Origin of the sequence: Agrobacterium sp. MS2, assembly GCF_003261015.1 — a bacterium.
Lineage (GTDB): Bacteria > Pseudomonadota > Alphaproteobacteria > Rhizobiales > Rhizobiaceae > Agrobacterium > Agrobacterium pusense.
This window is the reverse complement of the sequence record NZ_QLNF01000056.1, coordinates 115,904-129,240: the sequence shown is the minus strand read 5'-3', so window position 1 is coordinate 129,240 and position 13,337 is coordinate 115,904. Positions and strand designations below refer to the sequence as shown.

The window sequence follows — 13,337 nt, the reverse complement described above, 5'->3', positions numbered from 1 at the left end:
AAAACACCGCGTCTCCACTCACCCGCAAGATCCCACCCGTTTTCCAGAGGCATCCATGATCAGCAGAAACTCCCGTATTCTCGCCGGTGACCACCGTCAACTCGGCGCGACTGTGGACCGAGATGGCGTGAATTTCGCGCTGTTCAGCGCCCATGCGGAGCGGGTGGAACTCTGCCTGTTTTCGAGCGATGGGACCGCGGAGATCGAACGCCTCGAGCTTCCGGAATACACCAACGAGGTCTGGCACGGCTATGTACCGGGCCTGAAAGAAGGCGCACTTTACGGTTACCGCGTTTACGGCCCGTTCGAACCCGAAAGCGGGCACCGGTTCAACCCTAACAAGCTTCTGCTCGATCCCTATGCGCGCGAAGTCGTGGGCGACATAGAGTGGGGGCAGCCGCAATTTGCTTACGTGACAGACAGTCCGGACAAGGACTTGTCCTTCGACGACACTGACAGCGCGCCGTTTGTGCCAAAGGCTCGCGTGGTCGCCAGGTCCGACGCGCCAAGGGGTCAACAGCGCCCCGACATCCCCTGGTCGAAGACAATATTTTATGAGACCCACGTCAAGGGTTTCACGCAGCTTCACCCCGCTGTTCCGGAAGCTCTCCGAGGCACATTTGAGGGCCTTGGGGAGAAAGAGATCGTCGACTACGTCAAGAGTCTGGGGGTTACCTCCATTGAGCTGCTTCCGGTACACTGGTTTCCGGACGACGCCCATTTGCTGGAAAAAGGTCTGAAAAACTATTGGGGATATAATACGCTTGCCTTCTTCGCTCCGGCGAACCGCTACATGGGTCCGCGGGGCATCCAGGGCTTTCGGGACATGGTTCGCGCTTTTCATGGTGCCGGGATCGAGGTCATCCTGGACGTCGTCTACAATCACACCGCCGAAGGCAATGAGATGGGGCCAACCCTCTCTTTCAGAGGCATCGACAACTTTTCCTATTACCGCACAATGCCGGACGAGCCGCGCTATTACATCAACGACACCGGCACCGGAAACACGGTAAACACTTCCCACCCGCGCGTTTTGCAGATGGTTACGGACTCGTTGCGCTACTGGGCGCAGGAGATGGAGATCGACGGGTTCCGATTTGATCTCGGCACGATCCTGGGACGCGAGCCGGAAGGGTTCGACCAGCGCGGCGGATTCTTCGATGCCGTCGGGCAGGATCCCGTGCTGTCACGTCTGAAGCTTGTTGGAGAACCATGGGACATTGGGCCGGGCGGCTATCAAGTCGGTGGGTTTCCGCCAGGCTGGGCAGAGTGGAACGACAAGTACCGCGATACCGTGCGGGATTACTGGAGAAACAGGGATGGCACGACCAGGGATTTCGCGGCCCGTATCCTCGGCTCCGGCGATGTTTATGACTTGCGCGGCCGTCGTCCCTGGTCCGGCGTAAATTTCCTGACAGCGCATGACGGCTTCACGCTCAACGACCTCGTTTCATACAACGACAAGCACAATGAAGCGAACGGCGAGGATAACAAGGACGGTCATGGCGACAACCGAAGCTTTAATTTTGGCGTGGAAGGACCATCCGATGACGAGGGAGTAATTACTCTCCGCGACCGTCAGAAGCGAAATTTTCTTGCGACGCTTTTTCTTTCTCATGGAACACCGATGCTTCTGGCTGGCGACGAGTTTGGCCGCAGCCAGATGGGCAACAACAATGCCTACTGCCAGGATAACGAACTGAGCTGGGTGCATTGGGAGGATCTACCCGCAAGCGCCGCACAACTGCGCGATTTCGCCCGCAGATTGATTTCGCTGCGTCATGAACATTCGATTTTGAGGCGCGACGACTGGCGCGACGGAATGGTCATAACGTGGTACAACCCGGCGGCCAGCGAGCAGACCCGGGAGCAATGGGATGATCCCGGCGCCACCACCATCGGGCTGCGTGTTCGCCGCGATCACGATGAGGAAGAAGGTTGGGATGATATCCTCATCCTGTTCAATCCCCATGACGGGTCCGTTCCATTCGCTCTTCCGGAGGTAAGCGGAGGATGGGTGGAAGTCCTCACGACAGTCGATCCCGAAGCGACTGACCGAAAAATCGAAGCCGCCGAATATGTTCTGATCGACCGTAGCCTCGTGCTATTGCGTGCGGGAAAACAACCTTAAAGCGGAATCAGAGCGCTTCGCAGGACAGTATCCTGTTCGGAGCCGGCACCGGCCCACCGGGACCGCAGGTCGGAGGAGAACCAGAACGACGCAGCGGTGCTCCAAAAATGTCAAGGCCGGAGCACCGTAGCGGTTGGCCTGACAAAACTCTTGCGCCCCCGCTTGAAACCCATGACCGGCTCGCCCAACCCGCCGAAGACCTCGGTCACGTCTTCGCCTCCCATTACGAGGATGTCGGCCATCGCGCCGACAACCAGCCCGTAACCGTCGATCCGCATCAGCCGGGCTGCATCCTCCGAGACGAGATCCAGGCAGGCCGCGAAATCCTCCGGCCCGAGATGCATCACATTGGCGTAGAGATTGGCCATGCGCAGAAGTGAACAGTCGCCAAAGGGCGTGAACGGGTTGAGTATGTTGTTGCTGGCGATCGATGCCGTGACACCCCGATCCTTGAGGATATGCACGGGTGCTATGCCTCGCACGGCGCGAAAACCGGCTTCCCGGCCGTTCAGATAGAGATCGGTCGAAGGCAGCGCCGTTACCGCGACGCCCGCTTGGAACAACCGCGCGACCCGACGTTCAAATATTGCTTCGTTCATGGTTGCAAGCTTGGTCACGTGGCCGACAGCCACCCGCCCGCCCCAACCAGCCTTTTCCGTCCGGTCGCAAATCTCCTCAAGATGCCCCCAGCTTGGATCGAGGTCAAAGTCCAGATGGAAATCCAGGTCCACGTCATGTCGCGTGGCCAAGGCGAAAAGCCGTTCCATCTGGCCGGACGGATCGCTGTCTGTATAGGGGCAGCCGCCGAGAAGGTCCGCACCTTCGACAAGCGCCTGTTCGAGCAATTCCTCCGTGCCCGGATCATTGGTCAGCCCTTCCTGCGGAAACACGCAGATGGAAAGATCGAGTGCAAAAGCATAATCCTGTCTCAACCGCTTCATCGCCTCAAAACTGCGCAAGCCCACCCGCGGATCAACCTCCACATGGGTGCGCATGTGCATCGTACCCTTGCCAATTGCCATCTCCATCGTCCGGGCTCCGCGGGCATAGACGTCCTCGACCGTATAATCCCGCTTCAGACGGGCAACCGCGGCAATCGCGCCCTTCAGCCCGCCTCCTGCATCGCTGCAACGGCACAAGAGGCACGACTTGTCGAGATGAACATGGGTATCGACGAAACCCGGCAGCACCAGCCTCCCGCCGACTGCCTCATCCTTCCGGCCTGCTCCTGCCGCGATCTGACCGATAGCGGCAATGCGGCCATTGGTGACGCCTATATCCTGCAGCGCGGCGCATCCTTTCACGCGTGCATCGCGCAGCACAAGATCGAAGGATTCTTGAAATGACATATTGCAACTCGATGGGTAGTTTGCGTAACAATAAATGTATGCACTTTTGACGAAACATTCGCAACAGATTTGGAGATTTCCATGAACGAGACAACAGAACGCGATCTGCAATCGGTGAAGGACTATCTCGCTGCCTCAATGGCGCGCGATCCTGCTCGCGCCGCGACCTATGTCGCCCCGGGCTTCATCTGCCGCTTTACCGGCAATCGGCTTTTTAACACACCGAGCGGCCCAACCGACTTCAACGCGGCTCGCTATAAATGGGTGAAGAAGCGTATCGAGCGTTACGACGTCGTGCCTGGCGAAACGGAAACCATCATCTATAGCCTCGGCTATCTCTACGGCGAATGGCCGGACGGCACCCCTTTCGACAACAACCGATATATCGACCGATTCACCGTGCGTGACGGCCTGATCCTGGATACAGACGTCTGGAACGACAGCGCCGAATGGATACTCGACCCATCCGTCGCCCGCCAAACGTCAGAGGAGCCCGGCTCCTTTCAGTCTGCATAAGGCGCCAGGATATCCATCAGGTCGCGTGGCTTGGCGCCAGAGCTTTGCAACAGCGCCCGCGAGGCAACCGCCTCGAGATGCTCGACCATCATCGCCTCAGCCTTCTCCGCCGGCCCGGTGCGGATCACCTCGATCAGGTCAAGATGCTCGCTGACCGCGCAGTCGGAAGAGTGTGGCCGCCCGAAGGCAGCAAGCGACAGGCCTGCACGATAACAGATTTCCGTGACATATCGGATCAGGATAGGCTTGCCGGTCATCTCTGCCAGAAGCACGTGGAAGTCTGTGGCGAGGCGGATCGAAGCGCCTTCAGGCCCGTGCCGGGCCTCATGCTCGGCCTCGACGATTGCCTTCAGCTGCTTGGCCTGCGCGTCCGTCAACTTGCCCGCGAGACGTCTCACCACCTGCTTTTCCAGATCAAGGCGGATGTCAAAAATATCCCGTGCATCCTCGAAGGATGGCGTAGCGACCACGGCGATACGGTTTCGCCGAAGGTCAACGAGACCTTCGGCCGCAAGCTGGCCGAGCGCGTGACGGGCAATAGTGCGACTGACACCGAACCGCTCACCGAGCGCATCCTCCGGCAGCCGGTCACCCGGCTGCAGCGCCCGCTCGATGATGGCACGGCGCAGAGCCGTACAAATCGCTGCGACGCGATCCCCTTCACCTCTTACCGAACGTTTACTGCCGGTCATTGCAAACCCTCTTCTCCGGCCAATCGATAAGCGAGGCGACGGGGAAAATCAACTCGGCGCGCTGCCGCATTTAAATGCAAGGCAAATCAAAAATGCCCAAAACACATGCATACAATTAGTGCATTCATTTTACACGTCGGAGATATCGCATGCAGAACAAGACAATTGAACATGCATGTATGTTGGCACGTGGATTGCATACAGTTATCGAAACGCTTTTCACGGTGACCTAATGCTGACTGTGCCTAAACTGACGACATCCGCCGCTCCCGCCGTGGAGCTCTCGCAAGCCGCGGTTTCCTTCGGCCGCAAGGAACAGGCAGTCGTTGCGCTGCAAGAGACGAATCTGCGCATTGCCGACGGGGAATTTGTGGCACTCGTCGGCCCCTCCGGCTGCGGCAAGTCAACGATCATGCGGCTTACCGCCGGCCTGCTGCAGCCGACCAGGGGCGCGGTCATCGTTGGCGGGCGAGAAGTTGGCGCCAAGGCGCTGCGCATCGGCATGGCCTTCCAGAACCCGACCATGCTTCCCTGGCTGACGATAGAGCGCAACGTGATGTTGCCACTCAAGATCGTGAAGCCGTTCCGTGCCGAATACCGAGCGAAGAAAAACGGTGAATTCCGCGACCGGGTCCGCGCCTTGCTTGCAGATGTCGGCCTGGACAAGTTCGCCAGCCATTACCCATGGCAGCTCTCCGGTGGAATGCTCCAGCGCGCCAATCTCTGCCGAGCGCTCGTTCACGAACCCAGCCTGCTTCTGCTCGACGAACCCTTTGGCGCGCTCGATCAATTTACCCGCGAAGAACTATGGGGCACGATGCAGTCGCTCTGGATGAAGCGCAAGCCGACCGTCCTGCTCATCACCCATGACCTGAAGGAAGCAGGTTTCCTGGCATCCCGCATCTGCGTCATGAGTGCGCGGCCCGGTCGCATTATCGATGATAGCCCCGTCGATTTCCGGCGCCCCCGCACAATCGAAATGACCTTCGAGCACGATTTCGTCGCGCTCAACCAGCGCCTGCGCGAACTCATCATCGATGCCCGGTCTGACACCGCTATCCAGGGAGCCTGACCCATGACCTACGAATTGCGCCGCCGCTTCTGGGCCGCCGCTCTCATCCTCGCGTTCTTCGTCCTTTGGGAAATCCTCTGTATCGCCTTGCAGGTGTCCGATCTCGTCATGCCTCGTCCAAGCCAGGTCTTCGAGACGCTTGTCGAGCGCTTTCCGATCCTCGTGCCACATATAATACAGACACTCTGGACGACGATGGTTGGCTTTGTCCTCGGAGTGGCGGTCGGCGTTGCCATTGGGGCTGCAATCGGCGTATCGCGCGTGGCTTACGATACAGCTTACCCTTTGTTGATCGGTTTTTCGTCGATCCCCAAGGTAGCGGTTGTGCCAATCTTCGTTCTGTGGTTCGGCTCCGGCTCCGTGCCGGCAATTCTCACTGCGCTCGCCATGTGCTTCTTCCCGATCGTCGTCAACATCGCTACCGGCCTTGCAACGACCGAGCCGGAGCTGGAGGACGTGCTTAAATCGCTGGGCGCAAGCAAGCTCGACATCCTCTGGAATGTCGGACTGCCGCGCACGATGCCCTTCTTTTTCGCCTCGCTGAAGATCGCCGTCACCTTCGCCTTCGTCGGTTCTGTCCTGTCGGAAACCGTGGCCTCCAACCGCGGGATCGGCAATGTCATGATGTCGGCCTCGTCTAATTTCGATGTGCCGCTGGTCTTTGCCGGCCTTTTCATCCTCGCCCTTCTGGGTGTGCTTCTCTACGTCGCCTTCTCCCTTATCGAGGCACGCGTCACGGGCTGGGCCGCCCGCGGCCAGAATTTCACTGCCGCCTGAACATCTACTCAAAACAAATGGAGCCAGACATGCTGAAGAAACTGATCTCGACTCTTGCACTTAGCCTTTGCCTCGGCGGTGTCGCCCGGGCTGACACGGATATCAAGTTCACCCTCGGCTGGAAGACGCAAGGCTCGGACGCCCCCTTCCTGCTCGCCTTGCAGAAGGGCTACTTCAAGGACGAGGGCCTCAATGTCACCATCGATCAGGGCGAGGGTTCGGCGGCAACGGTCACGCGTATCATGTCGGGCGTCTACGATGCCGGCTTCGGCGATATCAATGCCATCATCCAGAATGCCGCCACGCGGCCGAACGACGTGCCCGTCATGGTCTACCAGCTTTGGAGCAAGCCGCCCTTCGCCATCGTCAGCAAGAAGGAAACCAACATCACCAAGCCGGCCGATCTGGAAGGCAAGAAGCTGGGCGGTGCGCAGGGCACACCTACAACCCGCCTCGTCAACGTGCTGGGTACGATCAACAAGGTTGACATGACCAAGGTCGCGATCGAGAACATGGGTCCCAACCTGCAGGAGCCGATGCTCATAAAGGGCGATATCGATGGCGCCCTCGTGTTCAACATCACCAGCTGGTTCAACCTCATCAATAATCGCCAGGACCCGGCAAAGGACTACAACTGGCTGTCCTTCGGCGATTATGGCCTTGATCTCTACGCCAACGGCATGATGGTGTCGCAGAAACTCGTCAAGGAAAACCCGAAAGCGGTGGAAGGACTGGTACGCGCGGTGAACAAGGCCACCAGGGAAATCGCCGAAAATTCCAGGGCAGGCATAGAGGCCGTGTTGGCCTACGACAATCTTGCCAAGGAAGAACTCGAACTTGCGCGCATGAAATTCTCCTACGAGAACCTGATCATCTCGCCGGAAGTCGAAAGGCTCGGCCTCGGCGACGTTGATGACGCTCGTCTTGCGCGTTCGATCGATATCGTCGCCGAAGGCTATCAGCTGCCTTCCAAGCCAAAGCCCGACCAGGTATTCACCCGCCAGTTCCTGCCGTCCTTGGACGACCGCAAGCTCGCCTACAAGATCGACTGAGCGAGCCACGATGTGCATCCCTGGCCGGAAGTTTCCGGCCAGTCCGTCAAGAGAGGAAATATCATGTCGCTACCTGTGCCGGAAGCTGCCCTGCCGGGAATGGTCACCAGTCCACATCCCCTGGCAAGCGAAGCCGGCGCAGCGGTACTAAGACGTGGCGGCAATGCTATCGAGGCGGCCGTTGCGATCGCTGCGGCACTTGCGGTGGTGATGCCGCATTTTTGCGGTCTGGGCGGCGATGCCGTATGGCTGGTCGCCGACAAGCAGGGCCTCTGCCGGTCCTTTCTGGGAATAGGCCAGGCCGCGGCGGTCCTTCCCGAGTATCAGACGGCAATCCCGGTCCGCGGGCCCTCTTCCATGATCACGACCGCCTGCGCCGTAGATAGCTGGGGTCATGCCCTGGCGTTTGGACAGCAGCATTGGCAAGGGCGCGAGCAGCTTTCCGATCTTCTGATGCCCGCAATAGCTTTTGCGGAAAACGGATACCAGCCGGGCAACACACAAGATTTCTGGCTTGAATTCAGACGCCCCGAAATAGCCCAATGGCCGGGTTTCGCAGCCGCGTTTGATCATCCAGCAAGCATGGGCATTTTCACGCAACATCCGCTCGCTCGAACCCTTCGGCACATCGCCGAGCATGGCTATCGGTCCTTTTATGAGGGAGAGTTGGCGCGCCGCCTTGGAGAGGCGATGGCTTCGCTGGGCTCGCCGATCACTGCTGTCGACTTGCAACTCACCCGCACCCGCGATGCGGAACCCGTGTCGCAGGACTATCGCGGCGTAACGCTTTTCGCCCCGCCCCCGCCGACGCAGGGGCTTTCCACACTTGCGATCCTTGGCATTCTGTCCCGGCTGGATTTGGCGTCACTACCGCCATCAAGCGCAGCGCGTTACCATCTTTTGGTTGAAGCCGTGAAACAGGCGTTCCTCGATCGCGAACATATCGCCGACCCGGATTTCGCCGACGGCAACTCTCCCGGCTTTCTTGACCCAACCCGGCTTGAGAAGAAAGCTCAGGCCATCGACCACGAGCGGGCGCTCGAATGGCCTCATGCTTACCAGCATGGTGACACGGTCTTCTTCGCGGCAACCGACGAGCAGGGGCGCTGTGCAAGCGTGCTTCAGAGCACATATTTCGACTGGGGCAGCGGCGTGGTCGTTGGCGACACCGGCGTCATCTGGCAGAACCGCGGCGCGGCGTTTTCGGTTGCAAGCGGCCATCCGAACGCCATAAAGCCTGGAAAGCGGCCCTTCTATACCCTCAACCCGGGCATCGCGTTCAAGGATGGATCCCCCTATTTGCTTTACGGAACGCAAGGGGCAGATGGCCAGCCGCAGACATTGTCGCTGGTGCTCACAGGCCTGCTCGACTACGGCATGACGCCCGAACAGGCTTTGGCACAACCTCGTTTTCTGCTTGGCAAGACATTTTCCGACGTGCATCACAGCCTGAAAGTCGAGCAGTCGCCTGACGCGAACATTATCGGGGGACTGACTGCGCTTGGGCATGACGTCTTGCCACTGCCGGCACTGTCGCCGATTTTCGGACAGGCGGGCGTCATCTGCATCCAGGATCAAGAAACGATTCTTGGATCCCACGATCCACGTGGTGAAGGCGTTGCCATGTATGTTTACACCGATCGAAAATCAGCAACGTAGTTTCCGTGATCAAGCAGCAGCTCTCATGGCGTCCTCCTTGGTCTCAAAGAGTATCGAATGGTTTTCCTGCCATCGGCGCGATTTTCGTGAAGAGCAAATCCTGATCTTGCCACTGTTCTTCGAAACTCGTGATTGAGCGGGCGCTCATTTCGGGATCGAGCGCACCCAGTTCTACCGCCGTATCCGTCGATATCGAGCGGAGTGTTCACTGCCTTGCTCCAAAGCAGGTCTGTAGCATCTGGCCATTGCTTTCGCGTCCACGCGCAAAGGCCGCGCGGAGCGCGTTTCGCCGTCGAAACCGTCGCGTTCAGACCGCGCTGGCTATACGGGACAAGACGACGCTCCTCGGCGGTTTTTGCACGCCGGACGGGTTGGTCAATCCAATTCAAAACAGTTTATGCCACTCCTTGCATTACTGGTGGACGGATATCGTGTATTTCTGGGGAAAGTCGGTGAAGGAGGGAATAATGCGGGTCAAAGCAGCTGTGTTGCAGAGGATGAATGTGTCTCCTCCTTACCGCGAAAGCAGGCCTCTTGCGATTGAGGAAATCGAACTTTCGCAGCCCGGCCTCGGCGAAGTCCTCGTTCGCATCCGCGCCGCCGGCCTTTGTCACTCCGATCTTTCCGTCATCAACGGTGACAGGCCCCGGCCAATGCCGATGGCGCTGGGGCACGAGGCAGCCGGCGTTGTCGAGGCCCTTGGGGATGGGGTCCGGGACCTCGAACCGGGTGATCACGTCGTAATGGTCTTCATGCCGAGCTGCGGGCATTGTCTGCCTTGTGCGGAAGGTCGGCCAGCGCTTTGCGAACCGGGTGCTGCGGCCAACGCAGCAGGAACACTTGTCGGCGGCGCGATGAGGCTGAATTATCGCGGTCAAGCCGTCCATCATCATCTCGGGGTATCCGCTTTTGCCGAATATGCCGTCGTTTCGCGCAATTCACTTATCAAGATCGACCGCGACCTGCCATTTGTGGAAGCCGCGCTTTTCGGCTGCGCGGTTCTGACGGGCGTGGGCGCAGTCGTGAATACGGCCGAGATAAAGGCCGGCTCAACTGCCGTCGTCATCGGGCTGGGTGGCGTCGGTCTTGCCGCAGTGCTGGGAGCCCGGGCGGCTGGCGCCAGCAAGATCGTCGCCGTCGATCTCTCAGAGGAAAAGCTGGCGCTTGCCGGTGAACTTGGCGCGACAGCAGTGGTGAACGGCCGCGATGAAGATGCCGTCGAACAGGTTCGACAGCTTACCTCCGGTGGCGCTGACTACGCATTCGAGATGGCCGGTTCCATTCGCGCTCTCGAAAATGCCTTCAGGATGACCAAACGCGGCGGCACGACCGTGACCGCAGGCCTGCCGCCGCCGTCCGCGACCCTGCCGGTGAACATCGTGCAACTGGTTGCCGAGGAGAGGACACTCAAAGGCAGCTATATCGGCACCTGTGTGCCCGTCCGCGATATTCCGCGTTTCATCGCGCTTTACCGTGATGGGCGGCTGCCGGTGAACCGTTTGCTCAGTGCAAGGCTCAAGCTCGAGGATATCAACGAAGGTTTCGACCGCCTGCATGACGGAAGCGCTGTACGCCAGGTCATCGAGTTCTAGGAGCTGCGACGGGATGCCACTGCCACCGAGATCGCTTCGGAAACCCGGGCGACAAGCCCGGATCCGCTAATTTGAAGACACGCCATCCGATGATCCTGACAGCCCGCATCGCAGAGCACGATCTCATGCCCTTCGATCTGCTTCGTCAGCAATATTTCCCGCAGGACCGGAATTTCCTGCGGGCGCATCTGACGATGTTTTACCGCCTGCCGGGCGAATATGTGGACGTAATTGGCGAGAGCCTACGATCCATTGCGAAAGGTACCAGCGTGATTTCGGCCCAAGTCAGCGGTGTCCGTCATCTCGGTGCTGGCGTCGCGTTCACGATTGAAAGCGCGACGCTGAACTCGGTTCGTGGTGCCCTGCGGAGCGATTTCGTCCAATGGCTTGGCTCCCAAGACATGCAGGCGTGGCGACCGCACATCACGGTTCAAAACAAGGCTTCGCGAGCGAAGGCAAACGAGCTTTATCGCACGCTTACAGATGGCTTCTCGCCCCACGACATCACGATTGTAGGGCTTGACCTGTGGAGATATCTCGGTGGCCCCTGGGAAAGGGAGGCCACCGTGCCGTTCACCGATTGACACGCTGCGACGAAGATTCCGAATGTCTCAAACCATAAAGGGCGGACGTTTCAGGCTGCCGCGATCAGACGCGTTGCCGGCCGGGTGGCGGAAAGCTGAGGGCCGAGCGCGAGACGTGCCGCCTCATAGGCGTGCCATAGCTCGACATCCCTGAGCGCGGGAATGGTGCTGGTTTCCCCCTGATCGAGCCCGGCCAACGCGGCATCGACCATATCCTCGGCCTGCATGACGATCTCGTCGGGAAGATGTTCGACCGGCAGGCCTCCGATTGCCCAGAAGTCGGTCCGGGTGGCACCGGGCAAGACGGCCTGCGCCCGGATGCCACGGTCTGCGAGTTCGTGATTGAGCGATGTGGTAAACGCCTGCACAAAAGCCTTGGTACCACCGTAAACGCCGTTGAGCAGTTCTGGCGCAACCGCAACGATCGAAGCGATATTGATCACCGTGCCGCCGCCGCGCGCCACCAGGCCTGGCACTGCCGCGTATGTCAGGCGCATCAAAGCGGTCACGTTGAGCCGGATCATGGCTTCCATGCGATCGACATCGCTTTCCAGCAGCGTCGTGTGGGTGCCGATACCGGCGTTGTTGACCAGCGCCGTGATGCCGGCGTCTTCACGCAGCACTTTTTCAACGCGGGCAAGATCGGCCGTATCGCCCAGATCGGCGGCAAGCACTTCAACCACACGATCCGTCTTGTTCGATATCTCAGAGGCGAGCGACTGCAGCTTGTCCCCGTTTCGGGCTACAAGGATCAGGTCATAACCGCGCGCGGCTAGACGGTCAGCGTAGATCGCGCCGATGCCGGTTGAGGCGCCGGTGATGAGTGCAGTTCCCTTTGTGGTCATTGGTCTGTTCCTTGTTCGGGGGAAAGCGCCATCGCTTTCGACACGGACGTTATGGACCAGATGACATTTGTCCGATATGACGTATAAACTACGTTTTTAAGACACAGGATAGGAGGAACGGGTGCCTCATATTTCCATGGTGCTGACGCCGGGTTTCCAGTTTCTCGCGCTGGGCGTCCAGGCTGCTTTCGAGTTGGCCAATGTGTTGAGGGATGAAGCCTATTATACGCTCTCGATCACCTCGGTCGAAGGTGGCCCTGTCATGTCGTCCAGCGGTTTTTCCGTGCCGACCACAAAACTCGATGAGGTGGGACAGGTGGATACACTGCTTCTTCTGGCAGGCCTCCTTCCGCCTCCGCAGCAGGATGAAGCAACGCTTGCCACCTTGCGCGCAATGGCCAGGGCATCGCGGCGGGTCGCAGGGCTCTGCACCGGATCGTTTCTGCTTGGGCAAATGGGATTTCTCGACGGACGGCGCGCAACCACCCACTGGTCCTATGCGCAGGAGATGCGCAGGTCCTTCCCAAAGGTGCGCGTTGAAGACGATCGCATCTTCATCAACGAGGGACCGGTCTGGACATCGGCCGGCCTGACCGCCGGCCTGGATCTCGCAGTGGCACTGATCGAAAAAGATCTGGGACGCGATGTGGCAGGCGCGATAGCCCGAAGACTTGTAATGCATCATCGCCGGGCCGGTGGTCAGTCGCAACATTCTGAATTGCTCCAACTTGCACCCAGCAGTGACCGCATCCAGAAGACGCTGATCCATGCGAAGACACATCTTGCCAACCCTTTGACCGTCGAGGAACTGGCTGAGGTCGCGGCACTCTCGCCCCGTCAGTTCAGCCGTGCGTTTCATGCCGAAACCGGCCAGACACCCGCCAAGGCCGTGGAGCAAATCCGCCTGGAGGCAGCTCGCCTGATGATCGAGGAGACCCGGCACCCGATGGATCAGATCGCGCGCGAAAGTGGTTTCGTCGATCTTAGGCGCATGCGCGATGCCTTCATGCGGCAGTATGGACAACCGCCGCAAACCATCAGGCGGCTTGCAAGGACCGCCTGATTAAT

The 13,337-nt window shown here is 59.3% G+C and carries 12 protein-coding genes; 9 read left to right on the top strand and 3 right to left on the bottom strand.

The genetic code is table 11. From position 1 onward, the window contains the following. Positions 1 to 55 precede the first annotated feature (55 nt). Complete coding sequence (glgX, locus tag DOU54_RS15950) at positions 56 to 2,131, top strand: glycogen debranching protein GlgX (RefSeq protein WP_035208438.1); 2,076 nt, start codon at positions 56 to 58, stop codon at positions 2,129 to 2,131. Between the two features lie 110 nt (positions 2,132 to 2,241). On the opposite strand, the gene DOU54_RS15945 is transcribed toward glgX, so the two are convergent. Then, positions 2,242 to 3,480 (bottom strand): amidohydrolase family protein, encoded by a 1,239-nt coding sequence (locus DOU54_RS15945; protein WP_113731617.1) that lies wholly within the window; start codon positions 3,478 to 3,480, stop codon positions 2,242 to 2,244. 81 nt (positions 3,481 to 3,561) lie between these two features. Between DOU54_RS15945 and DOU54_RS15940 the strand changes: the two genes are divergently transcribed. Continuing rightward, complete coding sequence (locus DOU54_RS15940) at positions 3,562 to 3,996, top strand: nuclear transport factor 2-like protein (RefSeq protein ID WP_044459741.1); 435 nt, start codon at positions 3,562 to 3,564, stop codon at positions 3,994 to 3,996. Here DOU54_RS15940 and DOU54_RS15935 read toward each other — a convergent pair. Next, positions 3,984 to 4,688 (bottom strand): GntR family transcriptional regulator, encoded by a 705-nt coding sequence (locus DOU54_RS15935; RefSeq protein WP_006698708.1) that lies wholly within the window; start codon positions 4,686 to 4,688, stop codon positions 3,984 to 3,986. The genes DOU54_RS15940 and DOU54_RS15935 overlap by 13 nt on opposite strands. A gap of 232 nt (positions 4,689 to 4,920) precedes the next feature. Between DOU54_RS15935 and DOU54_RS15930 the strand changes: the two genes are divergently transcribed. From DOU54_RS15930 to DOU54_RS15900, 6 genes are all read left to right on the top strand, one after another. Continuing rightward, positions 4,921 to 5,760 (top strand): ABC transporter ATP-binding protein, encoded by an 840-nt coding sequence (locus DOU54_RS15930; protein WP_006698709.1) that lies wholly within the window; start codon positions 4,921 to 4,923, stop codon positions 5,758 to 5,760. A gap of 3 nt (positions 5,761 to 5,763) precedes the next feature. Next, on the top strand, positions 5,764 to 6,537 hold the full coding sequence (locus tag DOU54_RS15925) for an ABC transporter permease (protein WP_113731616.1): 774 nt from the start codon (positions 5,764 to 5,766) through the stop codon (positions 6,535 to 6,537). Between the two features lie 29 nt (positions 6,538 to 6,566). After that, positions 6,567 to 7,589 carry an ABC transporter substrate-binding protein gene (locus tag DOU54_RS15920; RefSeq protein WP_034498598.1) on the top strand — a complete coding sequence of 341 codons (1,023 nt, stop codon included), beginning with the start codon at positions 6,567 to 6,569 and terminating at the stop codon, positions 7,587 to 7,589. Between the two features lie 99 nt (positions 7,590 to 7,688). Continuing rightward, positions 7,689 to 9,248 (top strand): gamma-glutamyltransferase family protein, encoded by a 1,560-nt coding sequence (locus tag DOU54_RS15915; RefSeq protein ID WP_210206211.1) that lies wholly within the window; start codon positions 7,689 to 7,691, stop codon positions 9,246 to 9,248. A gap of 467 nt (positions 9,249 to 9,715) precedes the next feature. Next, positions 9,716 to 10,840: a zinc-dependent alcohol dehydrogenase family protein gene (locus tag DOU54_RS15905; protein ID WP_044459739.1), complete on the top strand. Its 1,125-nt coding sequence runs from the start codon at positions 9,716 to 9,718 to the stop codon at positions 10,838 to 10,840. A gap of 71 nt (positions 10,841 to 10,911) precedes the next feature. Beyond that, the gene (locus DOU54_RS15900; RefSeq protein ID WP_234826073.1) at positions 10,912 to 11,424 is read left to right on the top strand and encodes a 2'-5' RNA ligase family protein; all 513 of its coding nucleotides are present in this window, start codon (positions 10,912 to 10,914) and stop codon (positions 11,422 to 11,424) included. Between the two features lie 50 nt (positions 11,425 to 11,474). Here the strand turns inward: DOU54_RS15900 and DOU54_RS15895 are convergent, their stop codons facing one another. Continuing rightward, entirely contained in the window at positions 11,475 to 12,269 is a 795-nt protein-coding gene (locus tag DOU54_RS15895) for an SDR family NAD(P)-dependent oxidoreductase (protein WP_034498443.1), read from the bottom strand. Between the two features lie 121 nt (positions 12,270 to 12,390). Here DOU54_RS15895 and DOU54_RS15890 point away from each other — a divergent pair, with 121 nt between their 5' ends. After that, positions 12,391 to 13,332 (top strand): GlxA family transcriptional regulator, encoded by a 942-nt coding sequence (locus tag DOU54_RS15890; RefSeq protein ID WP_197483830.1) that lies wholly within the window; start codon positions 12,391 to 12,393, stop codon positions 13,330 to 13,332. Positions 13,333 to 13,337 lie beyond the last annotated feature (5 nt).